22 protein-coding genes and 1 pseudogene are annotated in these 24,987 nt (G+C 51.5%); 9 read left to right on the top strand and 14 right to left on the bottom strand.

The annotated features are described in order from the left end of the window. Positions 1-115: 115 nt before the first annotated feature. On the bottom strand, positions 116-685 hold the full coding sequence (locus HACJB3_RS16300) for a hypothetical protein (RefSeq protein ID WP_238532897.1): 570 nt from the start codon (positions 683-685) through the stop codon (positions 116-118). A 2,206-nt stretch (positions 686-2,891) separates the two neighbouring features. Between HACJB3_RS16300 and HACJB3_RS16295 the strand changes: the two genes are divergently transcribed. Next, positions 2,892-3,779, top strand: coding sequence for a dihydrodipicolinate synthase family protein (locus HACJB3_RS16295; protein WP_008414205.1), 888 nt, complete (start codon positions 2,892-2,894; stop codon positions 3,777-3,779). 243 nt (positions 3,780-4,022) lie between these two features. Next, positions 4,023-4,457: a universal stress protein gene (locus HACJB3_RS16290; protein ID WP_008414204.1), complete on the top strand. Its 435-nt coding sequence runs from the start codon at positions 4,023-4,025 to the stop codon at positions 4,455-4,457. A 56-nt stretch (positions 4,458-4,513) separates the two neighbouring features. Here HACJB3_RS16290 and HACJB3_RS16285 read toward each other — a convergent pair whose 3' ends face one another. The 5 genes from HACJB3_RS16285 to HACJB3_RS16265 all read right to left on the bottom strand — a co-directional run bounded on the left by HACJB3_RS16285 (position 4,514) and on the right by HACJB3_RS16265 (position 9,364). Continuing rightward, positions 4,514-5,266 (bottom strand): MBL fold metallo-hydrolase, encoded by a 753-nt coding sequence (locus HACJB3_RS16285; protein WP_238532896.1) that lies wholly within the window; start codon positions 5,264-5,266, stop codon positions 4,514-4,516. Between the two features lie 4 nt (positions 5,267-5,270). Further along, positions 5,271-6,077 carry an MBL fold metallo-hydrolase gene (locus HACJB3_RS16280; RefSeq protein ID WP_008414202.1) on the bottom strand — a complete coding sequence of 269 codons (807 nt, stop codon included), beginning with the start codon at positions 6,075-6,077 and terminating at the stop codon, positions 5,271-5,273. Positions 6,078-6,170: 93 nt separating this feature from the next. Next, a complete protein-coding gene (locus HACJB3_RS16275; RefSeq protein ID WP_008414201.1) occupies positions 6,171-6,764 on the bottom strand; it encodes a tripartite tricarboxylate transporter TctB family protein in 594 nt (197 codons plus the stop codon). Further along, positions 6,764-8,287 (bottom strand): tripartite tricarboxylate transporter permease, encoded by a 1,524-nt coding sequence (locus tag HACJB3_RS16270; protein ID WP_013199608.1) that lies wholly within the window; start codon positions 8,285-8,287, stop codon positions 6,764-6,766. The genes HACJB3_RS16275 and HACJB3_RS16270 overlap by 1 nt, the downstream gene beginning before the upstream one ends. 63 nt (positions 8,288-8,350) lie before the next feature. After that, the gene (locus HACJB3_RS16265) at positions 8,351-9,364 is read right to left on the bottom strand and encodes a Bug family tripartite tricarboxylate transporter substrate binding protein (protein ID WP_238532895.1); all 1,014 of its coding nucleotides are present in this window, start codon (positions 9,362-9,364) and stop codon (positions 8,351-8,353) included. Positions 9,365-9,682: 318 nt separating this feature from the next. Here HACJB3_RS16265 and HACJB3_RS16260 point away from each other — a divergent pair, with 318 nt between their 5' ends. Further along, positions 9,683-10,714 (top strand): mandelate racemase/muconate lactonizing enzyme family protein, encoded by a 1,032-nt coding sequence (locus HACJB3_RS16260; RefSeq protein WP_238532894.1) that lies wholly within the window; start codon positions 9,683-9,685, stop codon positions 10,712-10,714. A 143-nt stretch (positions 10,715-10,857) separates the two neighbouring features. Here the strand turns inward: HACJB3_RS16260 and HACJB3_RS16255 are convergent, their stop codons facing one another. Beyond that, entirely contained in the window at positions 10,858-11,991 is a 1,134-nt protein-coding gene (locus tag HACJB3_RS16255; protein ID WP_008414192.1) for a mandelate racemase/muconate lactonizing enzyme family protein, read from the bottom strand. A 106-nt stretch (positions 11,992-12,097) separates the two neighbouring features. On the opposite strand from HACJB3_RS16255, the gene HACJB3_RS16250 reads away from it, so the two are divergent. Continuing rightward, positions 12,098-12,916: an IclR family transcriptional regulator gene (locus HACJB3_RS16250; RefSeq protein ID WP_008414190.1), complete on the top strand. Its 819-nt coding sequence runs from the start codon at positions 12,098-12,100 to the stop codon at positions 12,914-12,916. Between the two features lie 126 nt (positions 12,917-13,042). Next, entirely contained in the window at positions 13,043-14,137 is a 1,095-nt protein-coding gene (locus HACJB3_RS16245) for an ADP-ribosylglycohydrolase family protein (protein WP_008414188.1), read from the top strand. A 998-nt stretch (positions 14,138-15,135) separates the two neighbouring features. On the opposite strand, the gene HACJB3_RS16240 is transcribed toward HACJB3_RS16245, so the two are convergent. The 6 genes from HACJB3_RS16240 to HACJB3_RS16225 all read right to left on the bottom strand — a co-directional run bounded on the left by HACJB3_RS16240 (position 15,136) and on the right by HACJB3_RS16225 (position 20,984). Then, on the bottom strand, positions 15,136-15,375 hold the full coding sequence (locus HACJB3_RS16240; protein ID WP_008414187.1) for a TRAM domain-containing protein: 240 nt from the start codon (positions 15,373-15,375) through the stop codon (positions 15,136-15,138). Between the two features lie 1,716 nt (positions 15,376-17,091). Next, on the bottom strand, positions 17,092-17,202 hold the full coding sequence (locus HACJB3_RS20815; protein ID WP_238532918.1) for a hypothetical protein: 111 nt from the start codon (positions 17,200-17,202) through the stop codon (positions 17,092-17,094). 106 nt (positions 17,203-17,308) lie between these two features. Next, positions 17,309-17,518: a hypothetical protein gene (locus HACJB3_RS20810; RefSeq protein WP_013199607.1), complete on the bottom strand. Its 210-nt coding sequence runs from the start codon at positions 17,516-17,518 to the stop codon at positions 17,309-17,311. Next, the gene (locus HACJB3_RS20020) at positions 17,515-18,111 is read right to left on the bottom strand and encodes a hypothetical protein (RefSeq protein WP_013199606.1); all 597 of its coding nucleotides are present in this window, start codon (positions 18,109-18,111) and stop codon (positions 17,515-17,517) included. Before HACJB3_RS20020 ends, HACJB3_RS20810 begins: the two co-directional genes overlap by 4 nt. Positions 18,112-18,172: 61 nt before the next feature. Then, positions 18,173-18,895 carry a hypothetical protein gene (locus HACJB3_RS16230; RefSeq protein WP_008414185.1) on the bottom strand — a complete coding sequence of 241 codons (723 nt, stop codon included), beginning with the start codon at positions 18,893-18,895 and terminating at the stop codon, positions 18,173-18,175. 1,807 nt (positions 18,896-20,702) lie between these two features. Then, positions 20,703-20,984, bottom strand: a complete 282-nt coding sequence (locus tag HACJB3_RS16225; protein ID WP_008414184.1) for a hypothetical protein — start codon at positions 20,982-20,984, stop codon at positions 20,703-20,705. A gap of 275 nt (positions 20,985-21,259) precedes the next feature. Here HACJB3_RS16225 and HACJB3_RS21350 point away from each other — a divergent pair, with 275 nt between their 5' ends. Further along, positions 21,260-21,652: a DUF7344 domain-containing protein gene (locus tag HACJB3_RS21350; RefSeq protein WP_449267223.1), complete on the top strand. Its 393-nt coding sequence runs from the start codon at positions 21,260-21,262 to the stop codon at positions 21,650-21,652. A 187-nt stretch (positions 21,653-21,839) separates the two neighbouring features. Beyond that, positions 21,840-22,154: a hypothetical protein gene (locus HACJB3_RS16215; protein ID WP_008414182.1), complete on the top strand. Its 315-nt coding sequence runs from the start codon at positions 21,840-21,842 to the stop codon at positions 22,152-22,154. Between the two features lie 393 nt (positions 22,155-22,547). Here HACJB3_RS16215 and HACJB3_RS20805 read toward each other — a convergent pair. Further along, positions 22,548-22,661 (bottom strand): annotated as a pseudogene (locus HACJB3_RS20805) (ParA family protein); the annotation flags it as partial. 276 nt (positions 22,662-22,937) lie between these two features. On the opposite strand from HACJB3_RS20805, the gene tnpA reads away from it, so the two are divergent. Beyond that, positions 22,938-23,342 carry an IS200/IS605-like element ISHje2 family transposase gene (tnpA, locus tag HACJB3_RS16210; RefSeq protein ID WP_008414181.1) on the top strand — a complete coding sequence of 135 codons (405 nt, stop codon included), beginning with the start codon at positions 22,938-22,940 and terminating at the stop codon, positions 23,340-23,342. A gap of 1 nt (position 23,343) precedes the next feature. Then, positions 23,344-24,585, top strand: coding sequence for an RNA-guided endonuclease InsQ/TnpB family protein (locus HACJB3_RS16205; RefSeq protein WP_008414180.1), 1,242 nt, complete (start codon positions 23,344-23,346; stop codon positions 24,583-24,585). The last annotated feature ends 402 nt before the right edge of the window (positions 24,586-24,987 follow it).

Below are 24,987 nucleotides of genomic sequence, written 5' to 3'. Positions count from 1 at the left end.
ATAGCCACCGTCCCTGCGTTATGTATGACGCTATATGGGGTTCAGTCTCCGGGAAATGTCGTCTGGATTTCTTCTGAAATTACTTGCCCGAAGTGAAAAGCTGGTCTATTTCTACCTAGTCAGTATTATTACCTTCTGGTCCGCCGTCGTCTTCGACAGCTCCAAGGATCATGAGAATCCGATTTACGAATTCCTCCGTCGTGAGATCTCCGAACAGACACTCACGCAGCCACTCCACATCCAGGTAGAGTGCGGCCCGCCGGACGTCACACTCGTCGTAAAGGGCGAATTTGAATTCCTCAACCGCTTCGAAGAACTCATCAACATCCGCCTCACGAATCGCTTGGTTGAACGCAGGGACCAGGGCTCGTAATTCCTCAGCGAGAACGTCTTCATCAGTCGTCTCAACGATAACGCTGAGTTTGAGTGTTCCTTCGTGGAACCCGAGATCTTTCACGGAGAGGACGTCGCTATCGAGCTCGAACTCCTCGCGATCGAACCCAGGGATTCCGCCGTACTCATCGTCCTCTCTCCTTTCCTCCTTATCTCTGTGCTTTGTGTGCCCGTTCTTTTCTGGTTTCGTATGCTCATCCTCAGCGTCGTGTGCTAAGCTAATGCTGGAATAGCCAACGAGGGTAGTTGTGAGCAGGCCACCGGTTCCGATGAGCATCTGTCGACGCTTCATACCCTATCCATCAACCTGCGTATATATAATTTTTCTGGTGCTAAACAGATAGAATTATATAGAACAACCAGTAGCGCAAATGGTGAATGGGTGCAGCAACGGAAAAGTAGAGAAAAGTGCCCTTGTGCAACGATCAACTCGCGATGAACGGGGCTGTTGCACAAGGCTAGAGGGAGAAAGGACAAGTAAAAGTTACTAATATATCATATCATGATAGATTTAATAGTTAGCAGGATGCTCTAGCTAATAGGGTTCACGCCCAAATGAGAGTGCAGGACTGAGGCCATAGTTGACTCCTGCACTCCACTGCGGTCGCTCAGGCGTGCATACCCCTTCTTCAGAATCCACCCAGGGACTGAATTGTAGCACCTGGGGTGAGTATCTATATCAGAGAGTATCCACGCCTGTGCAGGGACTATTAGCACTCCAAGGGAATATATAGTATTCGCATTCGATGGTAATGATAGACACTTATGAAATAATGGAATAGGAAAATGAAACGGAGGGTCGTCCGAACGCTCGTTATTCACCAAATAACTAATATGTCTTTACAGTTACTATTGCATGGGAGGGTCACCCCTTCCGCTCCCGGCTATGGCCTCAGAGCCGGGAGTCTGCGTTTCACACTCAGTCGGATAGAGACTATGAGGGGAGAGTGGCGATTGCTCACGGGCTATTATCAATCACCGACGGCGGTGGGATCTTACTAACAGCGTGAGCGGCGGTTATAACGGTAGAGAAAGGATACAGGGCGACCGGAAGGAGGATGTAGGGGTGTTCGCACTCTGTATGGAGTACATCGCGTTCGGGCCCGCTTTGCACACCTGATTGGTCTTGTACCGCTCTTCGTATGGTGTTTTGTTATATTATTAAGGCAAGTATTTCTCCTATCCACCTAGTAATTAATATAATTGTGTCTGTAAGAGTTAGTGCGGCCCGACTGATTCACGGCCGCCCGCAACCCACCCCCGGCCCTCCCCCTCTCGTTCGTGATTGACCTCCCCGACCCGGGAGGTGTTGAGGGCGAGTCATCGATCGAACCGCTTGCCAGATAGCTGTGTCATGGTGGAGGTCGCAAGACTGCATCGGGGTCGGTGTGAGGGCCTGACCCCGGATCGGGCAGTCCGGTTGTAGGTAATGTTCTTCCTGTGTGTCCCTGTACAACGAAGCTCCTTCGCAATCGTGAATCGTTGCACAAGGCTTGTCTCACTTGAAAAGTATCCGTCTGAGACTTGAAACCAGTGTAGAGACAACAGTGCGTATCAGACAGAGCCAACAGCAGCCAAAGACACGACTATAATAACAGCCGGTGCGAAATTCGGGCACGTGGAGTTTGTCATGCGGTCCCCGTTCCATATGCGAGTCTAGTATACAACACATAATAGTATGAAAGTGATAATTTCTGAAGAGGAATTGGGTCGCTGGTTAGATTGTACCTTGTACAAGCAATCTCCTTCCTGAAACAGCTCTGGTGAACAAGGTGGCAGCCACTAAGGACTCAGCCCTCACTGCAGGTTGCAAACATAGCCAATTGCACGATTATACTCATTTCGTCACTATCTATAGTGTCTATACCCTTAGCAATTTCTTGATAAGTAACTCTGTTACTCACGAAGGTTTCAACATAAACGCGGTGATCTCCACACCGTATAATTCAGACAACCATATGATATCTCTGCTTCTTAAGGAATTGAAATAATTCACTCATATTCACAGAGATTCAATTACGGATATGCCTGTTAAAGTTCGTATCGGAACTTCTTTCAGTTTTTATAGTTATAATAATTCATACATATGACAATAGAAATATGACATATGGGTGATTACGTCTTTTCATTCAAACTGCGATTGATCTTTATGGACAACATGACCCTGCAGCTGCCCTTTTTGAGGATGGGCAGTTCCTTTTGGAATCGAAGAAGAACGCCTTACGCGAAATAAACATGCTCCAGACGTTCCCACGCCAGACAATTCGGGCCTGCCTTGATTATCGCAACCTATAATTTTCTGAAATTGATTAGATCATATTATTCTACAAATCATATCTTTAATCGAATCTTCTGTGATATAGACTCAAAGACCATGAGGATGCTTCGATTGATGAGCCCGACCCACTGGGTTCGACGAGAGGCCGATCCCATTCCCTTCGAATAAAGCGTTACCGGGACAGGAAGTTCTTTGTACCGAGGTTACCGAAGCATGATGTATGACATCTCTTGACAGTTCGTTCACCGGCGTCCTCTGTCCCATTGTTACCCCCCTCGACGACGGGGAAGTCGACGAGGAATCGCTCGCTTCGCTCACCCAGTTCATCCTCGAGGGCGGTGTCGACGGCTTCTTTCCCTGTGGCACCACCGGTGAGTTCGCCAGCCTCGCGCCCGAACAGCGCAGCCAGGTCATTGACACTGTCGCCGAGACCGCCGGCGACGCGTCCGTCATCGCCGGCGCGGCCGGCACGAGCGTCCCCGAAACCCTCGAACGCATCGCGGAAGCCGAGGCCGCCGGCGCCGACGCCGCCGCGATCGTCGGGCCCTACTTCCACACCCAAAACGCCGCCGGAGGCACCCAGCAGTACTTCGAGGCGGTCGCCGACGAGAGCGCCCTGCCGCTCTATCTCTATAACATCCCGATGTACGTCGGTGACGGTATCGACGCCGAAACCGTCGGCGCGCTCGCCGAACACGACTCGATCCGGGGGATGAAAGACACCAGCGGCGACCTCTCGTATTTCCTCTCGGTTGATCGTCAGACCAACGAGGAGTTCGTGTTGATGCAGGGCTTCGACACGCTGTTGGTGCCTGCACTACGGATGGGCTCGAACGGTGGAGTCCACGCGCTCGGGAACGTCATTCCCGAGGTCTTCGCCGAACTGCTCGAGACCGCGGACTCCGAGCGCGGGGCCGACCTCCAGCGCGAGGCGATCGCGCCGCTCTTTGAACTCTGCGCAGAGTACGGCTTCGCCCCGGCGACGAAGGCCGCGTTGGTCCATCGAGACGTGATTCCCACAGACGAAGTCAAGCCGCCGCTGGTCTCGCTCGACGAGGACACCCACGAGGAGATCGGCGAAGCCGTCGACCGGGCACTCTCGATTTAAAGAAGAAACGAGGGGGTGTACACGATGACGACCCCCGACGGTAGTTCGTCGGTGACCGATGTCGAACAGTCCTTCGTGGCTCTATTTATGTCACCCATGACCCTCCCCCGACTGTTCTTCCAAACCGGTAGTGGCAGTAGTCGTCTCTAATAGACTGAAAGACGTATGCGAAGATGATGTCGACAAAATAATACAGGATAAGTTATAGACGACCTTTATACGAGAGGCTATCAAGAGGGCCATATGGTAGTCGTAGCCGCAGTCGATCGCTCGGACCATGCGAAACAGGTCGTAAAACAGGGAGAAACGTTAGCAAAACAGTTCGATGACGAGCTACACATACTGCATATCATCTCGCGCTCCGAGTTCAGGAATCTACAGAGAGAAAACATCGACCGGAACGACGAAGCGATTGATATGGAATCGATACGTGAGTTCGCTGCGAAACAGGCTGAAAAAGCCGCCGAAGACATCGAAGGGCCGTATGAAACCGTTGGTCGTGTAGGAGATGCCAGTTCGGATGTCGTTTCGTATGCGAAGAAGCATGCCGCACGCTACATCGTCATCGGTGGGAGAAAACGATCCCCCGCAGGGAAAGCTGTCTTTGGAAGTACAGCACAATCGATCCTTCTCAATTCGGAGAGCCCGGTTATCTCGATCATCAAAGACGAATCGTAAGTCACGCTACGGGCTCCGAACGAAGCGCCAGTAGGCACTCTGATGAGTCCGTCGTCTCAGGTCTGGCCCGGGACCTCGTATTCAGTGGCGATCTGATCAGCTGCCTTGATGAGTTTCTCCATGTACTCATCGAGGGCATTCGCTGGAATTGGATGGCCGTGGATCGGAGCGATGTACGTCGGGTGGTACTCCTCGAGGATGTCTTCAATAGCACCACGGAGCTTGCTCGGGTCGACATATCGGAGCCAGACCAACGTATCGTGATGGAACTCATAGATATGGTCGTACGAGATTCCTCCCTCGAGTTCCGCTGCGGTCTTGTTCCGGTCGGCAGCTGTATGGGTACTCCCCATTCCGTCGGCTGCAAAGAGGATACCCGATTCGTGATCGTAGATCCACGTCGTATGTGATCGATCGGCTAGCGGCGGGTCAATGAAGCTGAATTTGCGTCCAAGAACCTCGAGCTCGCCACCGATACTGCACTTCCGAGCGTCAGTGGGTAGTCCTTGTACCGCAGGGGACCCGGAGGAGGCAACGAGTTCGACGTCGTCCCACTCGTTACGGAACTCGTCGACGTTTCCAGAATGGGGGTAATCGGAGTGCGATAGAATGAGGGCATCGATACCCTCGCCATCGGTCTCCCTGTCAATCGCGGTTTTGATCGAGTCGCGATGGTGGAACGAACCGGAGTCGATGAGGATGTATTCACCACCAAGGTCGATCAGATAGACAGAGACGTGCTCGGAATGCGCTCCGACCGAGTGCGATTCATTGATCCAGATCGTATCGTGTGAAAGTCTGACAGTCATTATCTCACCCGAGCGCCCCCACACGGCCGTCCTGGTTGATGTCTTGGACGACCTGCTTCATCAAACGCATATGATCCGAAACGTTCTCCCGGACGACGTTCCCATGGGCAGGAGCGAGCAGATCAGGATCATACGACTCAATAAGCTGGTCGATCTCCGCATTTACCTTCTCGACATCGACGTACTGATACCAGAACAGAACCCGCCCGTGAAAGTGCATAAGCCGATCCGGTGTGATCGCATGATCGAATTCATCGGCAAAGAGGCCACATTCACTGTTCGTGTGTGGATATCCGAACCAATCGACTGGGAACAAGGTGTTCGTAGTGGTCTCCGTCATCCACATGTGCAGTGCTGCATCAAGGAACGTGGCTTCGTGAAACGCGACGGTATTGGTGCCGAGATCGATCGTATCCCCTTCCCCTACGTGCATTGCATCATCGAGGTGATACAGTTCGTGACCAGTACCGTATTTCGGGGCAACAAGCGTCGCCTCAGGGTACTCCCGCAAGATCCGTGCAGTGTTTCCTGCATGGGGGACGTCGGGATGTGAGACGGCTAAGTAATCCAGATCGTCACCGGCAAGCAACTCATCGAGAACGGCGATGATTCTATCGGAGCTCGCTGGTGACAGGGTATCGAATAACAGTGTTTGGTCATCCGTGAATAGGTATGCACACTGTCCGATATGCAATTCTTCGTCTTCGTTATACCAGACTGGGTTCGGATCAGAAGTCTCCTCGACGAAGTTACTTCGGTCTGCACCACACTCTTGAATCCAGTAAAGGCTGTCTCTGACCTCTCTTGGCATAGTACGTCATACCATGACTACCTATATAAAATAGTGGGAATTGATGTGTACTAATTGTGTTTTTGCTACAATTGAAATGAATTACATGTCAGATCATATTAGCCCACCAACAATTACACCTAGCTCTCTAAAGATACCTACCCCATACGGGAGTGCGATGTTCATGAAGTTCCTAAAGAGGATAAACACCAACAGGGAGACAGCACTCCCAAACACTGCTACTTTCCACACGGGTCGGTAGCCAAGGATCCACACCAGTAACGAGAGGAAGACGGCGGTGGTGATGAGGAATCCGAAGTAAGAAAGAAGGGCGATATATCCAATCAGGAGAAAGATACTAGCCGCATATTTTGTGCTCTCAGTTGAATACCTGGATGGAGAACTCACGCTGTTGAATCCCGCAACGAGAGGGCTACTGATCGAAGAGAACCCAACGACATCGTCTCTCGAGAGGATATGTACTAGATTGACCAAGCTTGAGAGAAGGATGACGACAAGAACGACCCGAGGCCAGAAGGCAGCACCCGGATCACTTGTTGCTGTCCGGACACCAGCGTACTGGCCAGAATTAATCAAAAATAGGATCGCACCAAGACTGATCGCTATCGAAATAAGTGCATCAATACCACTGTTGTGAGTGTTGGACTCCTCTTTGCTTACAGCCTGGGCATCTGTTTGTTGGGCCATTAATTAGCACCTCCTAAAGTGAGATATTTTTGCCCCCAGTTCGTCTCCTGGAGTAACGGGATGCTGAAGAGAAGAAGCGCTATCAGGAGGAGTGCAGCAGAGAGTGGGCGTTGAACGAAGACAGCGAAATCACCACCTGCTTTGATCAGCCCTCGTCGCAAGCCGGGTTCTGCGATCGGACCGAGAACGAGACCGATAATCAGTGGTGCAACAGGATAGTTGTATTTCTCGAAGTAATACCCCACAATACCGAAGAGAAGCATAATCCAGAGGTCAAAGACGATATTCCGTGTGGAAAAGGCTCCAACGACAGAAAAGAGAATAATCAACGCGAACAGTAGGGATTGGGGAAAGCCCCTGACTTTGGAAAACAGGGAGACAACGAATTTATTAGCCACTAGAATCGCGATATTTGCTATGAGTAACGCAGCGAAGACAGTGTAGACCAGTGAGGAGTTGTCGGCGATAAACGACGGACCAGGCGTTAGCCCATGCAAAACGAAGGCGGCCAAGATGACAGCGGTCGTCCCGCTTCCCGGAATTCCGAGTGCGAAAAGGGGAACGAAGGCACCGCTCGCCGCGGCATTGTTTGCTGTTTCTGGGGCGGCCACACCTTCAGCAACACCGGTCCCGAACCGTTCACGGATCTCTTCAGGGACGATCCGCTGCCCGAACGTATAGCCGAATAGTGCGCCAGTGGTAGCACCAGCACCCGGTAGGATACCGATTAGCGTCCCAGTGATAGAATTGAACGCAAGGATCCGTCGGAACCGTTTGAAATAGTGTAGTGGGGGAAGGAATGAGCCTGTTAAGGAGGATTCAGAGTCATCATCTCCGATCATTTGACCGCCAGACTGGATCTGTTTCAGTACCTCCGCGATAGCGAAGAGGCCCAAAATAACAGGGATGAGCTCGACACCGTTCAGTAGAAGTCGGTTTCCGAAGGTGAAACGAGCTTGTCCAGCAAGCGGATCGAGCCCGATAGTGGCAATGAACACCCCGATCGACATCATGATGACTGATTTCGTGATGTTGCCCGCACCAATTGTAGAAACCAATGCGAGTCCGAGGACGACAACGCTGAAATATTCCGGGTCTGAGAGGGTTCGGGACCATTCAGCCAACGACGGTGAGAAGAAAATAAGAATGATTGCTCCGACAATCCCACCAACAGCGGAACAGAAAACCGCGGTACTAATCGCTTCTTCCAAGCGCCCTTGTTGATTCATTGGATAGCCATCTAATGTGGTCATGATGGCTTCTGGTGCGCCAGGAACCCGGAACATAATAGCGCTAATAGACCCGGCATAGACCGATCCAACGTAAATCACAGATAACATCATGATCGCTGAAATAGGATCCATACTGTACGTTAGCGGAATGAGCAACACGACAGTCATCGTTCCGTTTAGCCCAGGTATTGCTCCACTCATCATCCCAACTAGAAGGGCAATAGAAAATATCATTAAATTCAGAGGAGTGAAGATATTCAAAGCCCCCTGGGCTAACTGATCAATTACCATAGCAGATCTGTTCCTCCATAATAAATCATCTTCATTGTGGTTGAGGTATTATTGATAGTACATTCACGGATTATATGCCGAGAGAGTTTCTTCAAAGAGAGTGACCATCTCCTGTAGCGAATCCATGTACTCCGGTCCAGAGAGATATCCCTCTCGAATGTCGAGATAGTTTGCTGACTCGAATTCTTGATACGCATCAGTCTCTAGAACGTCCTGTACTAACTCCGCCCAGAAATCGATAGCTTCCTGTGGTGTATCGTTCAAGACAACCAGGCCCCGCTGGGTGCCGAACTGTGCGTCCCAACCGGTGTCCTCTACGTTCGGAACGTCTTCGTACCCTTCAACAGTTTCGTCATAGCCCACATACAGAAGTTCGATCTCGCCCTCTTCTACGAGCCCCTCGAGCTCGACCAATTCACCGTACGCGCAGTCGATCTCACCGGTGATAACGTCGTTCTCCATCCGTCCTGCGTCATCATAGGCAACAATCTCAAGATTATTGAGGAATCCTGCTTCTTGGGCGAATTGTACCGGGAATGCAGCACTATCAAGCCCGCCAGAGATCCCGAAGCTAATTGCTTCCGATTGGGCGGTATCGACTAATTCTTGGATGTCCCCAAACCCAGTCCCTTGTCTACCGCTCCCGAAGATCCAGGTCGTATCATACTGCATTCGGGCGATGCCAGCCCAGTCATCTAATGTAAACGCATCCGTTCCCTGCGCAATCGATGGTGCGATGACGTTCGTGTTGGCGAAGATTGTGTGCCCATCTGCAGGTTGATTGAGAACAGTCGTGGCAGCGTTCTGTCCACTAGCTCCTGTTATGTTTTCTACGTTCAATTCAACGTTGATATCTCTTTCACTGAGTAACTCTTGGGCCGGTTGCGCCACCTGACGAACAGCGGTATCAGTCCCACCGCCAGCTCCCCACGGAACGATCAATCGAACGTTCTGATCCGGAGTCCATTCGTCTGAATCTCCACTATTACTTCCACCAGCACAGCCAGCCAGTGTACCCATTCCAACAAGGCCACCATACGTTAGGAACTTCCGTCTAGTACTGCCATTCTCTACCATGCGATATGCAATGTGTGGATTAACGATTTAAATCTTTCCCACGGTACACGATAGTTATCTAATATTTATATTCTCATAGGAATTCTATATACTACATTTCAAGTTGTGGTACGAGATCAACCATCTAGCCCTAGTGAGCCCAAGAACATCCAACTATTCACGATTACATCTGTGGGGTAAATTTATTATAGAGTGGTATGAAGCGGGGGGTGCATGGAAGTAACAGAGGTCGAACCCATCGCATTAGAGAGCGCTATCGGCACAGTATCGATTCCAGGCGGCAAGTCAGATTTCGACACCACTGTACAGCCAGTACTGGTGAGGATACATACGGACGAAGGGATTACTGGGATCGGTGAAACCTATCTCGACGATCCGTCGGGTGATAGCGCTCGGTCGGCTGCAGCAGGAATGCAGGCGCTTGGCAATCACTTAGTCGGGCGGGACCCTCGGAACGTAACCCAGCTCTGGAACGAGCTCTACGTCCACGTCAAACGAGGCGTGAAAGGGTATCGCGCCCTCAGTGCCCTCGACGAAGCGCTCTGGGATATCGTCGGAAAAGACGCTGGAAAACCGCTCTATCAGTTGTTTGGAGGGAAAGCCGGTGAGCTACAGGCGTATGCAACGTTTCCCCTTCCTAAGGAGACGGACGAGTTAATCGAGGATGCGACGTGGCTCTCCGAGAAGGGTTTCTCTCATATGAAAATCGTCGGTGGGTATGGGGTGGAGAAAGACCGCGAGCGGATACGGGCGATTGCAGACAACATTCCAGACGATTTCGGACTCGCGATCGATGCGAACACGACCTACAAGTTCTCAGACGCACTTGCCGTCGCAGAGACCGCAAGCGAGTACGGGCTCGAATGGTTCGAGGAGCCGATCGCACACACGGATCTCAACGGTCAAGCGAACCTCAACCAGCAGGTTTCGGTGCCGATATCCGGGTTTCAGACGCATCACACACAGTACTCGGCGATCGACCACCTCTCGATCGATGCCCTCGAGATCTATCAGCCCGCGTTCGACCTCGTTGGAGGGATCACGGCAGCTAATCGGGTTGCGACGCTTGTCGAGGCGTACAACAAGGAGTTCCTTCCCCATGCGTATGGGCCAATGGTCAACTATGCAGCAAGTCTCCATGTCTCCGTGGCGAGCCCGGTCTGTTCGTTGATCGAGTTCGCCGTGTACTCGGATGACGTTGATGACCCCGGGGAGTATCTCACCAGTCCCTACGTCGCAAATCAAGAGGACGTCTACGTCCAGGACGGTGGAACGATCGAGCCGCCCGAAAAACCGGGAATCGGTATCGAACTCGACGAGGACGTAATCGAAGAGTATCGAATCAACTGACGGACGGCCCGTCTACTACGCTATTTTTCGGATAGTGGTGGTTGAATGCCATCGGGAACACCGACACACTGAGATCAATCGAAGAGGTGTGTGGGATACTGACACAGTTTGGGACGAGTCTAGGCCGGAGTGGCTACGGTGACTCAGTTGAGACGGTACTCCTCGACGAGCTCGTCATCGAGTTCTAATCCGAGTCCGGGTTTTTCGGGCGGCTCGATGATCCCACCGTCTTGGACGTAAATGTCGGTCTGGTTGTCGACATAGGGACTGGCGAGATACTCACCGGGATCATCGATCTCATCTGAGTACACGCCGAACTCGATCAGTGGAGAGACAGGGCATGCGGCTGCGACGTGGAGACTCGCCGAATAGTTGATTACGGGCCCGAAAGCATGGAGTACGAGCTTCTTGTCGTACGGCTCGATCATAGTACCGACACGCTGGGCAGCAGTGATTCCGCCACAGAAGTCCAATGCAGGTTGATAGATCTCGAGGGCGTTGGCCTCTAGATGATCAACGGCCGGATAATGCGTCAGGTGGTTTTGGTAAGCAGAGATAGGAACGGAGAGGTCCCGATTCAACTGTGCTTGGCCTTGGATATTTGTATGTGAGACCGGCTCCTCGAACCACTCCAGACCGACATCGCTGGCTACTTCGCCGACCTTCATCGCATCCTGCACATCATAGGTCGTATTCGAGTCGATCGCGAGACCCATCGTTTTCGGAATATTTTCTGCGACGGCTTTGATCTTCTCTTGATCGTCCGTGACACCGCGGCCAGCAACGATTTTCATCGTCGGGAACCCCTTTTCATAAAGCCATTGTGCGTCTTCGATAAGCTGATCAGCCGGTTTCGAGAGCGGGAACGTCGCATAGGCCTTGACCTGACCGACCTTTCCTCCCAGTAGTTCATACACCGGTTCTCCTACGTCCTTTCCCTTGATGTCCCAAAGCGCCTCGTCGATAGCACTCATCGCACGATACGACCCTTCGCGTTTGACGTGGACGTACATCTCGTGCCACCGATCAGTTACATCACGTGGATCACTTCCCTGCAGTTCGTGACCGAGTGCTTCGATTCCCTTTGCAGTCGTCATCGCTTTGTGTCCCGATGGATCGTCGAGATACGTTTCACCCAGACCGATGATCCCTTCATCAGTGTGTACTTTGGCAACGACTGGCGTAACAGTGGCATTAAACGCGTTCTTGCCACCTGGCATCGAGACAGTCCCGACAGCACTCTCTAAGACGATCGGCTCGATTTGCTCGATTCGCATACAACGTCGAGGAGGACTATTGCATTTATATTTTCGGATAATATAGAACATCGACACATCTGTTTTATTCCGGAGCTCTATCAACGATGGTGAATGGCAGGGGTTGATGGTGATGGATAAGAGAGTGTGTGCCATGGAATCGAACGCCACAGACGGGAAAACGATCCAATCGATTGAAACTGCGTTCGCCATTATAGAACATATTGCGGAAACAGACCGGCCAAGTGTCTCTGAGATTGCAGCTGAAGTAGGTTGTTCTCGAAGTACCGCCCACTATCATCTAAAAACCCTCCAGCAGAATCGGTACGTAATTCGTGATACCGAAGGGCTCCGTCTTGGGCTTCGAGTAGCACGCCTCGGAGACCTTGCATTACGAGAAAGCGATCTGCATGGGATCATTGAGAAGAATGCAGACGACCTCGCAGCCGAGACTGATGCGATTGCGCACGTGGCCGTTAAAGAGGGTGAGAAGATGGTGTGGGTATATCGATCCTCAGACGGAAAGATCACCGATCTCCAGACAGAGGTCGGAAGAGAGACCTACGTGCACTGTACGGCATACGGGCAAGCCATCCTGGCATATATGCCAGAAGAACGAGTGAATGCCTTGATTGAGAGGTTCGGATTGCCTGCGATAACGGACCAGACGATCACAGAAGCGGACGATCTTGAGGAGCAGTTAGAAGTTATCCGTGAAATCGGCTTTGCCTACAGTGTAGGGGGGTTTCACCGGGAGATGAGTAGTATTGCAGCACCGATCTTTGACACGACGGGAACGGTCGTTGGCACAATCGGTATTACCAATGCAAGTAAGCATATTAACAACCCATACAAGCATGCGAAAGCGCGCCGATTCTCCGATGAGTTACCCAGCCATGTCCAGAAGGCAGCCCGAATAGCGAGCGATAACCTCGCAGATTTGTAGCTGACTCTCGACATTGACTCAGATGCTGTTCTATTCTGTAGAACGGGTGGGGCTGCTGATAGAACTCGACCGTAGTGCTGGTACCTGAGCACAACTATCTTAGTCCATACGCACGAACGGCCGACTATGACATATGATATTCAAAACACGGTGTATGGCTGTCTCATCGGCGGTGCGATCGGTGATGCACTTGGAGCACCGATCGAAGGATGGACTCGAAAACAAATCACCGAGGAGTACGGGACGTTCGAAGAGTTCAAACAGTACTACATGCCGTACTCGAACACTGAACCCGGAACAATCACGAGCGATACAGCGATGCGGCATTATCTCTGCTTGACAATTGTAGAAAATAATGGCCGGGTGAGTCCATTCGAGTTTGCTGATATTCTCCGTGAACACCTCAATCCCGATAGAGTGTGGATCACCCAAGAGATCATCCTGAAAAAGTTGAGCACTGGAGATGATCCGTGGTCGACGGGACAGGGTACTATTCCGGATAACAAGGCTGCCTCGGCGATCACACCCATTGGAATTGTTAACGCAGGAAACCCTCGGCAGGCCTATCAAGACGGCTTCAATATCGCCTCAATGCTCCAAGACGGCTATCATCGGCACATGACCGCGACAGTGGCTGCCGGCATCGCAGAGGCTGTTATGCCGAACGCCACTATTGAGTCGGTTATCGCCACAATGGTAGAACACTCAACGGGACTTGCAACACGTGCTATAGATATCGCAATGGGATTCGCCGAAGACGCGGAGTCAGTTGAGGCGCTTATTGACATGCTCTACGAGCAATTTATCGATTGGCGTTGGCCAGCAGTTCAGTGGGATCGCGAAAAATATCACAACGGAGAGATATTTAGTGCCAGCACTCTCGAGACAGTACCGGTTGCTGTCGCAATACTTTCTCTTTGCAACGACGATGTCAATCAATCAATTATAGAGGGAATCAACTATGGGCGTGACAGCGATGCAGTCGGTACGATCGTAGGGAGTCTTGCTGGAGCCCTTCACGGTGCTGACGAAATTCGCAAAGAGTGGAAAGTGAAGTGTGAAGATCGGAACCAAGACTTCTTCGAAGAAGTCGAGGGAGACCCAACTGCGGACTTTCGTTCAATGACGAATCGACTCATCGATTCCCTAGAGTACGAGCAAGAGAAGACCACCGACCGGCATGATACGTTGAGCCGACTCCTGGATAACGGCGGTTCTTGAGCATCCTACGGAGATATTACTATAGCCGCCAGTATAGAACTGTAAAAGCGTTGGATGGCATATATTGAGTGGTGTTTGGTGATGAAGTGTTACTGGAGCTAGTTTAATAATTTGATTTTCTAGTTGAACTTAATTCGATATAATCCGTAACTAACTATGCGTTCCCTTACACGCATACTTTTGTAATCCGAGTACTATGGATATAGATTAATTTGTAGGTATCAACTTCCTCCTTGCAATTCCGCTGCTTTTGATTAGAGAGTTCTATTATCTAGTGCCGGATCATTCATTGAAGAGATGATAATACTCCCAACAATTATACTCACTGAGAGAAATTCATTGAAGGAGATACTTCTTTGTGTAGTATTATTGTTCTATTCGAATTTAAATTGTTTTATCAAGTAGTACTACTGAAATCCGAACACAGATTCGTCGTACTCACCTTTCTGCCGTCCGAACCCGTAGAGTCCTGGGTGAACTACCCCGCCCTGCTGGCCTGGCGGCCTCGCTGCGGACGGGGCTTCCTGTTTCGATGACGTTGTCAGACTCTTCAACTCTGACAGCCAATCAGATTCCGGAGAAATCTGATGAACGCGCTGTGCAGGAATCGAATCGATTCCCGGAGGAAGCGCCGTCTCCGCAGGCGTTGACGAATCGCAAAGCGATTCGTTTGCTAACCAGAATGCGAAGCGTTCTGGTGACATTGAATCGGAGTGAATCACCCCCTAGTTGATTGAGGCACGAGAAAGGATGTTGTAGGCGGCGTTGAAGTCGCGCTCTGCCCCGAATCCGAGTACAACATTGGTATTTCTACAACCATCTATACGCTGACCGACAAGAGTCAAGCACTCCTGGATGAACGCTCAAATCGAAGATGACGCATCATCAGTGCACCAAAACGAGCTGCAATGGCGACTCTATGAGCGCCGGCTGGTATCTCTATACAGAGAACATACTTCAACAGGTGATTTCAAGATCCGAAATAATCCCTTTGTTCGCTACTGATAGCACTCCTCTCGCTCAATAACGTCGCCAAAGACGACGGTTGGTGTCACGTCAATGATTTCGATCTTAACGCGTTCATTCAACTCTGTGTTTGAAACGATCACAACGTATCCGCGTTCGACACGCGCGATACCATCGTCCTGATCACCAATATCGGTAATATCGACTGTCCGGTGCTCACCTTCGGTGACAGGAGGCTCGGGCTCGGGGTCCCTGTGCTGTTCAGTCCACAACGTGCATTCAATCCTGAATCCGCAGACGAACAGGTTCGTGTGCTCGCTATCGGTGCACCCTCTGTCGATGACGCGCAGGAGTATAACCCGTCGGCTGATGCGTGAAACCTTCGAGTGGATGGTCAGTTCCTCAGAGGCGTCGATATACCTTATCGACGTCTTCCAAAGACTCAGTTGTCCTCAACAAGTGCATGCCCTTCGTCAGTTAGCGTATAAGAGTGTTGCTGGAATCCCGGTCTCATATTCACCAAAGTACTGGGTTCCAACTTGTACGATGAGATCCTACGAGTCAAGAATTGAGAGCGGATAGTGCGTGTACTTCCGTCTGGAATCTCGGCATGGTCTCGGATCTCTCTTGAACGTAGTTCATCGTGTTCAGCAAGCACTTTGAGGATCCGATAGCGATCATCTGTCAGTGCAGCCTGAAGCTCTTTGTCAGTTGTCGGTTGTTGCCTACTGAGCTACTCGGAGTTGGTGTGGTTCGCTTCCAGCCTATTACGGTAGATAACGTACACCGATATAATCAATATTTCCCTTTAATCGTGTGTTCAGTCAAGTGCCCAATTGGAAATAGAAGTATAGTAGGTAACGACCGAGTAATATCAACTGAACGTTTTATCTGAGGAAGTACGGCACCTCCGAGAGCACTTTGGCAGGGCTTCCCAATCGGAGAACTGCCTGTTGTGTTTGTCGACACTCTAATGCAAAATATCGATAAATTCGACGAATACAACAGTAGTGTAGCTACTAGCACCACTCTTCTATAATTCTACTGCGTTGTTCGCTGAAAGCGGTGGTGGGTGTTCGTGACTACCGACCTTCTTCCCGTCTCGGTAGATATCAATATGCAGTCCGTCCTCCGTGATGTCATGCGTTACTTCAGCGCTCCTTTTGTGTCGTGAACTCTTTCTCGTAGACACACGGTCTATGGCCGATCATAGATAGAATGACGTATCGGATTCCTTCACCGCCCGACGTTCGACCGAGAGACCGTGCTTGGCGATCATGAGTTGACGTTCTACCTTCGGAATGTGCCCTCCATAACGATGAATTCTATCTGCGATTCGCGGAACGGTTCAATTCGGATGATGAAATTGCTGCTGCCCTCCCGGAGATATCTGAACGCGTAGTCGAAAATCGAACATCGTCGAGGGCACCTATGAGATCGATGTTGAGGAATATGATAGCCTGTTCACTGTCTATATTGCTACATTAGCCACTGTTGTCGACGACCATGTCGTGTCGAACCACTCTTTGATTGGGCGGATCAATGAGATCTATGAGGAAACCCCTGCAGAGGCTTTTGCGAGTGACTCTACGTGATTGAACCGAACAGCTGTTTTAGGTGCGTGGGTTGAACCAACGAGATCTGCTGCATTCGATCTCTTTATCCAGCACGATATTCTTAGCACAGTGTGCAAATTTCAACAGAGTACTGACTTTATCATCTCCGGTTGTGCGCAAGAGCCCCTTTCTTGACGTGGTCGGCCTTGTGCAACAAAACGCTTCTTGGATGCGAAGTGTTGCACAAGGTAGTCTCTCTTTGCGGAGCGACTATTCTCTAATAGCCCTAATCAACGGATACGTTCCTCACCACCGACCGACATCAGAGGTATCTCGATACTGCTGGTAGAAGGCCTTCTCAACCGTCCGGTGATCGAACACACCTGGGTTTCGGTCACGGAGTGTAGTGAGGATTCGTGGGTAGCCAGAGAGTCATAGTGCTCGGTCGTCACCGAGGAGGGCCGCAACCATGTATCGATCACCGACTGCGTAGTTCATTGGATCGTGAAACGCGAGAATAACTGTGGCAGTTGCAGGCCCTATTCCAGGGATCGACGTGAGAGTTTCCAGCTGGAGCTTCGGATCGTCGACGAGGAAGGCCGCTTCACTTATTCGCTGGATGAATATCTCAGAGACCTCGTACAGCCACTCAATATATCGATCTCGCCGTCCACATTGGGCGGTCAGTTTCCACTGCGTTACCTTCGGTTGGGGTATTAGGATCGCTGGAAATCATCGTGTTTGCCAGTATCACGAATCCCCTTAGAGGTTCGTTCGGCGAATCGTACTGCTTGAGGTACTCGAATCGCTGTTCGATCTCGTCTTCTGCAACACCTAATTCGGAGGCCAGTTCGCTCACAGGTTTTGGAGCAGTATCGTCCAAGTGTATTCGGAGTTCGTACCTATCCATATACCGCTGATAGTATTCCCGAACAACGCCGTCGATGGCGTCTGGATCCCCTCGTTTTCATCGAGCCGCTCCAGCGATTCGGACACTACCGTGACGAAGAGGTCCCCGCCCAAGAGCTCTACTTGGTGTTCGATTTCGTCTTCGATGGCGTCAAAGTCGAGATCAGTCTGGATGAGCGTGGCCATGTCGCTTATATCATCCGGACGCTCTGCAACGGCTTTGAAAAGAAAAACGTCCTCAAACGAGACGAGACCGATCGAGAAGTACTTGTCCGAGAGAAACGGCTCGCTTCGTGCACGCATTCCGTCGCTGAAGAGCAGCTTATCGGCGATCTGTCGGTAGAAGATGTCGAACTGGCACCTAGCGTCGTTCCGTACGCAGTGGCGTGCACCCAACCGATCGTACTCGTCACCAAGATCACTAACTTCCTCATACCCGAGGTCGTCGAGTACCCCCAGCAGGCGGCTCTCAGCCGCCTTGTCGACAACAACGAGATCGATATCTTTGGTCGTGTCCTTGAGTGACGGTTCGTGAAGTGACATCGCGCCACCGCCGATGAGGATACCTCCCTATCCCTGTCTTCACCTCTAGGTGACTCAGTCGCTAGATCGCTGTGATTCGCTGGTACTCCTCATTGAGTGCATCGGCATCTTCCGGGAGGAGGGCAACCACAATATAGGTGGCGTATTCTTCGAGATACTCGACCAACTGTGCGATACGCTCCGAATCGATCGCTCCCAACGAGTCAAGCAAAATAAACGGTATTTCCTCGTGCACATCGTGGACGAGATACCCCGCCAATGCCAGCACTAAACCGGTAACCTCCCGTTCGCTCTCGCTGAGGTGCGTGACTGAATCCTCGTAGGTTGTGCCATCGCCTGTTTGGTGCGTTACGTGCAGCTCGAAGGTTGCGTCTCTTCTTCCGTCCGGATTCCGGTACTCAAGCCAAATGCGCGCGAGATTTCCATAATCGAGAAGGTCGACGACCGTCTCCATATGCATATTGAACGCCTCGATCGCTTCACGCTCGATCCGTTCGATGCACGTCCGGAGCTCTTCGAGGTCCGCGTTGATTTCCTCACGCCGGGCTTCAAGTTTCCCCTGCTCGTCAAGTTGTGATTCGAGATTCTCGATATTCTCCACGAGGGCATCGCTCTTGCGCGCAAGCCGATCACGCTTAAGTTCGAGCTGGGTGACTTGTTTTTGCGCCACGAGGAATTCTTTGTCATCCTCGTCAGTTTCGACGGTCGATTTGAGATCTTCAACCATCTCTACAAGTTCATCCCGCTGTGCCTCGAGTTCATCGACTCGATCAGTCCTCGTCACTGAATGGATGAGCTTAGTACCTCGCTCGAGAACCCCACGTGTTCACGCCTGCATCGAGCACCGCCCACGTCTTAGAAGAAGGTTTTTACATATTCACAATTCTAAAACTAGTAACACCACAGGAGTGGGTCACTGGAGTCGTGATGAAGGCAAGCGATGCCAGGCATGCCGACTCGCTGGCGGCACTGATTCCCGTCAAGACACTCTCTCGCGCAAATTAGCTGGCCTTCGTCGTCTTTCGGGGGATCCTCTGGTAAACCCTCTAGATCGTGGCCGAACCTGGCAAGGACGTCCTGGTAACTCATTTCGCTGGCCATGTTTTGATTCAGTTAATCAAATAACATAAAGTTACGCCCTTGAAAGAACCGCTATAAGGCCGGTAGTCGGTTCTCAGGCGTCGGTTCGTTCGGAGAATGTGTGTCTCTAGGCTCGTGTGTTAACTCGCGAGTGTTTGCCGCTCAAGACGTTCACTGATCGGGCGTCCCCTTGCACTTGGGCACTAACTATTGCGCACCAATGGTTGACGTGTGGGTGCCCACAAAGTGAGAGGGACGGAGAGCGCCTCTGACATCGCCCTCTCCATTCATGAATGAGTCTATGGCCTCCACCGGGCAACTCTTCGCTTATACAATGCTTTGTATAGTATGTTAGGAACCACACATCTCTTACCGGCGTTGCTCTTCTACTTGATCAGAAATAGACTGCCCGATTCAGGGACAGACCCTCACGCCGACCCCAATGCAGTCGTGCAGTCTCCGTGATGACACACGTTTTCTGTCCGAGTCACCCATTACTTCGTTCCTGAAAACCTCCCTGAATTGGAGAGGCTCATCATGAACGGGAGGGGTGTCCGATCGTCTCGAGCGGCCGGGAGTCAGTTGGCCGCAGTAACTCATAGCATCTCAATTGTATTAATTACTATGGCTCTATACGTGATATACATGACTCACCTTGTGCAACGGCCTCTGAACGGCATTGTTGCACAAGGTGAGGGAGAGAAGGGTGAGTAATAGTCACTAATACGTCATATCATGATATAGATTTAATAGTTAGCAGGATGCTACTGTCCGGTAGGGTCCACGCCCAAATGAGAGTGAAGGACTGAGGCCATAGTTGATTCCTGCACTCCATGCACTCCACTGCGGTTGCGCAGGCGTGGATATCCCTTCTCTAGAACCCACTTAACGGCTGGGTGTAGCCCCTGCAGTGAGGATCCAGAGTAGCGGGAATATCCACGCCTTTGCATGTACTAGAAGCACGCAAGGGAATATGTATTCTTCGCATTCGAGATTAACGATAAATGCTTTTAGATATCAATCAAACTGGTGACGAGAGTCACGAGGGCGTTCGTTACTATCCTAGTAACTAACATCTATCCGTGATTACTATCTTACGGGAGAGGCACCCTCTCCCGCTCCCGGCTATGGCCTCAGGGCCGGGAATCTGCGTTTCACACTTAATCGAATACAGGCTGCAACACCAATACGAACAATATGGGACAAGGAGAAACCCGAGGCGACTCCTCCTTGAGCAGTGTCATTCGACCATGGATCCACACCTTTCCATGCCGGCAGATTACCGCTTCCCCCGCGCCGAAGCGCCGACGGTAGCCCTTCGCGAGGTGATACTTCATTTTCTCCTCGCTTTCACTCGGCGTCTGATTACTCCCTGCATTGCGAGTAGGTTGCTCAAAGGACATCCTGATCGCCTTGCGAAAAAGGATATGACCGTCGACTACTGCGTGAGATCCTCGAGTTGGGCGATCAGTTCCTCAGTGACGTCGGTTAACTGTGTTAGTGTCTATCGCTCAGCTATCCTCAAGAAGTGCATGTCCGTCGTCAGTTAGCGTGTAGATCGTCGCTGGAATCCCGGTCTCATGTTCGCCAACGTATTGGGTCCCGACTGGCGTAATGAGGTCCCACGAGTCAAGCATCGAGAGCTGATAGTGTTTGCTTCCCTCCGGGATCTTGGCCCGATCACGGATCTCACTTGAGCGCAGTTCATCGTGTTCAGCAACGACTTCGAGGATCCGATAGCGATCGCCTATTAGTGCAGTCCGAAGCTCTTCATCGGTCGTTGGTTTTTGCATACTACGGTATTGGAGAGAGTGTGGTTCGATTCTGGCCTGTTACAGGAGATAACATAGGCCAATACACTCAATATTTCCCTTTTAATCGTGATGTAGTCAAGTACTCAAGTAGACGTGATCAGCGATCGAGTACCATCGACAGGGACGTTCTATCCGAGGAAGTATGGCACCTCCGAGACTGACCCTGTTCGTCGACCTTGAGGGAGCCTGTCCAAATCATCGGATTGAAACAACAGCGTTATATCTTCCAGTTATTGTAGACTCGCCAACGGCACATGACTTCGTCTTCGCCACCCTCGGATTCTGCGGTACTCTCGTCGCTGTCACTGGATACAATCTTAGAACTCTTAGCTAACAAACGGAGGCGATTTGCGCTCTACTCACTCCTCACTGCCGATAGTCCATCCGTCGAATTCAAGACATTGATTGAGGACGTCGCGACGCTTGAAGCAGAGCTCACAGAGGACGCGCTCACTCGCGAACGGTATCAGGACGTTGCAGCGGATCTCTACCAGTGGCATCTCCCAGTGCTTGACGACGTGGGGGTCATCGACTGTGACCCTCGGCATGCTCTCATACGCGTGTTTGAGGATTCGTGTCTTCGTAAATGGTTTTGCGAATGGATGGGATCAGATGCGGACAGCTCAAGCGAGGGATCCATTGTTTAATTCATTCTCTTGTAGATACCTACCATCTATATCCTTAGTATATTTATATCTGTAAATATCATAGCTACAGGCGTCTTATTTGCCCTCTATTTAGTTCACAGAGTGAATGTCAAAAAGAGATAAATCAAACAGATATCTTAAAAAGATAGCTAGTAGAGACGAAACCAGGATAAACTGCCGATCAATTATGCAATCCGTCGGTGCGGTGGGTGCCGCTAACATGCTGCCGAACGCTGTTCAGGCGCAGGACTCTCCGGATGAGAAACCGGAGGAGTCTTCGGATGAAGATCAATCGAAGAGCCCAAAACCAACGATCGCGACGTTTGCCGGTCCGACGGCGACGATTATGAACGCTGGGATACGGATCACCAGCAACAAGGCACGAAAGAAGCACGATCTGCCACTGCTTACGGGGCCAGACGGCGAAACACTCGATAACCAGTCCTACAATGAAAACCTGATCCTTGGGTATAGCCAATCGAATTCGAATTGTTTATTATAGTAAGTATCGATAGCAATTCGCACGGGTGTATAGTTCAGACTGGAAGAACACCTACTCGGTGGCCTTGTAGTGAAATGATGGCGTGGGGGGTGCTACGCGCGACATCTCCTGATTTCATACGATTAACAAGGTCACTAAGATAGGAGGCTCAGGGTTCAAGTCCCTGTGCACCCATTATATTTCGATCAGTACGCAAGCTGAGCACTTCGAATAGGTTCTAACTATGGCTACTTTGCTGAGAGATGCTGGAATCAGGTGGAACTAGGATAGGGTTGCTTGTGGCGACTACCTGAGGAGTCCCTCGTGTAATATTGGCAGCGCCTGACCGACGAGTCTTTGCGGCTGAGAATCGTGAAATGCCGTTGTCTGTGTTCTATGGGTCCGATCTGTTGGACCTCGAGCTGCGAGCCGATCCGCGATATTGAGTGCGATTGTGGACTTTCCCACCCCTCCCTTCAGGAGGGAAATTGCTGCACCAGGAAGTCCTTCGAACTCTCCAGTACTCATTGGCCATCACCAAGATAATATCGGGATATTGTACATTGTGTGGGAAATCTAGATTTTGTAGATTTTGTGAGCAATTTGGAGTTTGTAAGCAATGTACGTTCTGTCTGAATTGAGGCGCTAAGACCCCTTCCTCAGCGAGCGCCGACCGAAGGGAAGGCGCGAGCAGGGAGGGGATACAGCGACGCACGGTTTTCATACACTCTACGGTTGCAGGCCCACAGACCCACGCAGTCGTAACGTTTTTTCAGTAGGGTAGCATAGTAGTGACTGAACCCAATGGAATACGACCTCGACTCGGGAGCGCACTCGACGTTTTCCCTGCACTACCACCTGATACTCACCACAAAGTATCGGTGCGGAGTGCTAACCGAGGAGCGAACCCAATTCATTCGCGAGGTCATCAGCGGGTTCACTGACAACTACGGTGTCGAACTGACGAACCTCGACGGAAAGGACGACCACGTTCACATCCTGTTCCGAGCAAAACCAACCACAGACCTCGTGAAGTTCATCAACACAGTCAAGGGCGCAACCGCCCGCCGTATCCGCAACGAGTACGCGGACGAACTGAAGACCGACCTGTGGGGCGACTCGTTCTGGAACGACTCGTACTGCCTCATCTCGACGGGGCAGGTGTCGCTGGATGTGCTGCACCAGTACATCGAGAACCAACGCGAGTAGAATGTACTACGCCTACAAGTACCGTCTCAAGCCGTCCGACGCCCAACATGAGGAGTTGGACCGCCACCGAGATATTTGTAGGCAACTCTACAACCATACGCTTTACCGACTCAATGAGTACCAAGACGAACACGGCGAACTGCCGTCCATGACCACCCTGCGGTCGGAACTACCCGACCTCAAGACGTGGTGGGACGGCCTCTCCGACGTGTATTCGAAGGTTCTCCAAACAGTTGTGGAACGCCTGTTCGACAATCTCAAAGGACTCTCCAAACTCAAGAAGAATGGCTACGGCGTCGGCCAACTCAAGTGGAAGCCACCACGAGAATTCCGCAGTTTCACGTACAGTCAGTCTGGCTTCAAGCTCGACAAGAAGGGCGGTCAGACTGTGCTGTCGCTCTCGAAACTTGCGGACATATCGATTCGGCTCCACCGTGACATCCCTGGCGACGCAAAGCTCAAGCAAGTCACGCTCAAGAAGGAACCGACGGGCGAGTGGTTCGCCACCTTCGGCGTTCAAATCGACCGAGAACCGCCTGAGCCGCCTGAGAATCCCGAGAAGTGTGTCGGTATCGACGTGGGGATTCTCAAGTACGCCTACGACACCGACGGCACGGCGGTCAGGTCGCTTGACCTCTCGAACGAACGTGAACGCTTGGAGCGCGAGCAACGGAAGCTCTCGCGGAAGCAACACGGGTCGAACAACTACGAGAAGCAACGTCGGCGAGTTGCGGAGTGTTATGCCGACCTCCGTCGGAAGCGCCGCGACTTCTTGCACAAACTCTCGGCGTACTACGCACGGGAGTACGACCTCGTGGCGGTCGAAGACTTGAATGTGAAGGGGATGCTTGAATCTCCGTCGAACAGTCGCAATACGGCGTCTGCGGCGTGGCGAACGTTCCTCTCGGTGCTCGAATACAAGTGCAAGCGAGAGGGGACGCACTGCGTGGCGGTCAACCCGAGAGGGACGACCAAAGAGTGCGCGTCCTGCGGCGTCTCAACGGAGAAATCGTTGTGGGTCCGTGAACACTCCTGTCCTGCCTGCGGGTTCGAGGCGGACAGGGACGCGAACGCGGCGTGGAACATTCTTTCTCGCGGCCTCGAAGATATAGGAGTGGGATACTCCGAATCAACGCCTGTGGAGACTGCGCTCCCTGTGGATACACCTGTATCTGCAAAGCGCGTCGTGGAAGCAGGAAGCCCTACCCTCAAGGAGCGAACGGCTGATGCCGTGAGCGAGTAGGGTAGGGCAGTTCACCCGTTGGACTCCGGTCAGCCACACGCCGATGGAGAGCGATGAATGCCGTTTCGAGCCCCTTTCGTTGTTGTTCATCCTCTAACGCTGTAGTGCTCACGTATGAGACGTCGAGAGCGGCCGATCTCATCCCTACCCGTCGTCCGTCGATGGATGATCCGGTCGGGAGGCCTCAGTCAGCCGTGGCGGAGTCGTTTCCGCCGCCGGGTGTCTCTTACGTACTGCTCTTCCTGCTTACCAAGCTAGTTCGGTGTCATTTCTTCGTGTAAAGAAGGCATGCCCTTCCTTGTACATTATTATTAAGTAGTCCCCTGAGAGTTTCAGCATTGTATGACAATATCAATGGTTATTAGCGTTGATGAATATACTATTACATCTGAAAACAAGGTG

This window comes from Halalkalicoccus jeotgali B3 (assembly GCF_000196895.1).
Lineage (GTDB): Archaea > Halobacteriota > Halobacteria > Halobacteriales > Halalkalicoccaceae > Halalkalicoccus > Halalkalicoccus jeotgali.
The sequence above is the reverse complement of the archived record's forward strand: the minus strand, read 5'-3'. Positions and strand labels throughout refer to the sequence as shown.

What these genes read in the sequence shown, in the direction of transcription:
- HACJB3_RS16300 (WP_238532897.1), bottom strand. Translation starts at nt 685, where the DNA reads ATGAAGCGTCGACAGATGCTCATCGGAACCGGTGGCCTGCTCACAACT.
- HACJB3_RS16295 (WP_008414205.1), top strand. Translation starts at nt 2,892, where the DNA reads ATGACATCTCTTGACAGTTCGTTCACCGGCGTCCTCTGTCCCATTGTT.
- HACJB3_RS16290 (WP_008414204.1), top strand. Translation starts at nt 4,023, where the DNA reads ATGGTAGTCGTAGCCGCAGTCGATCGCTCGGACCATGCGAAACAGGTC.
- HACJB3_RS16285 (WP_238532896.1), bottom strand. Translation starts at nt 5,266, where the DNA reads ATGACTGTCAGACTTTCACACGATACGATCTGGATCAATGAATCGCAC.
- HACJB3_RS16280 (WP_008414202.1), bottom strand. Translation starts at nt 6,077, where the DNA reads ATGCCAAGAGAGGTCAGAGACAGCCTTTACTGGATTCAAGAGTGTGGT.
- HACJB3_RS16275 (WP_008414201.1), bottom strand. Translation starts at nt 6,764, where the DNA reads ATGGCCCAACAAACAGATGCCCAGGCTGTAAGCAAAGAGGAGTCCAAC.
- HACJB3_RS16270 (WP_013199608.1), bottom strand. Translation starts at nt 8,287, where the DNA reads ATGGTAATTGATCAGTTAGCCCAGGGGGCTTTGAATATCTTCACTCCT.
- HACJB3_RS16265 (WP_238532895.1), bottom strand. Translation starts at nt 9,364, where the DNA reads ATGGTAGAGAATGGCAGTACTAGACGGAAGTTCCTAACGTATGGTGGC.
- HACJB3_RS16255 (WP_008414192.1), bottom strand. Translation starts at nt 11,991, where the DNA reads ATGCGAATCGAGCAAATCGAGCCGATCGTCTTAGAGAGTGCTGTCGGG.
- HACJB3_RS16250 (WP_008414190.1), top strand. Translation starts at nt 12,098, where the DNA reads ATGGTGATGGATAAGAGAGTGTGTGCCATGGAATCGAACGCCACAGAC.
- HACJB3_RS16245 (WP_008414188.1), top strand. Translation starts at nt 13,043, where the DNA reads ATGACATATGATATTCAAAACACGGTGTATGGCTGTCTCATCGGCGGT.
- HACJB3_RS20020 (WP_013199606.1), bottom strand. Translation starts at nt 18,111, where the DNA reads ATGTCACTTCACGAACCGTCACTCAAGGACACGACCAAAGATATCGAT.
- HACJB3_RS16225 (WP_008414184.1), bottom strand. Translation starts at nt 20,984, where the DNA reads ATGCAAAAACCAACGACCGATGAAGAGCTTCGGACTGCACTAATAGGC.
- HACJB3_RS21350 (WP_449267223.1), top strand. Translation starts at nt 21,260, where the DNA reads ATGACTTCGTCTTCGCCACCCTCGGATTCTGCGGTACTCTCGTCGCTG.
- HACJB3_RS16215 (WP_008414182.1), top strand. Translation starts at nt 21,840, where the DNA reads ATGCAATCCGTCGGTGCGGTGGGTGCCGCTAACATGCTGCCGAACGCT.
- tnpA (WP_008414181.1), top strand. Translation starts at nt 22,938, where the DNA reads ATGGAATACGACCTCGACTCGGGAGCGCACTCGACGTTTTCCCTGCAC.
- HACJB3_RS16205 (WP_008414180.1), top strand. Translation starts at nt 23,344, where the DNA reads ATGTACTACGCCTACAAGTACCGTCTCAAGCCGTCCGACGCCCAACAT.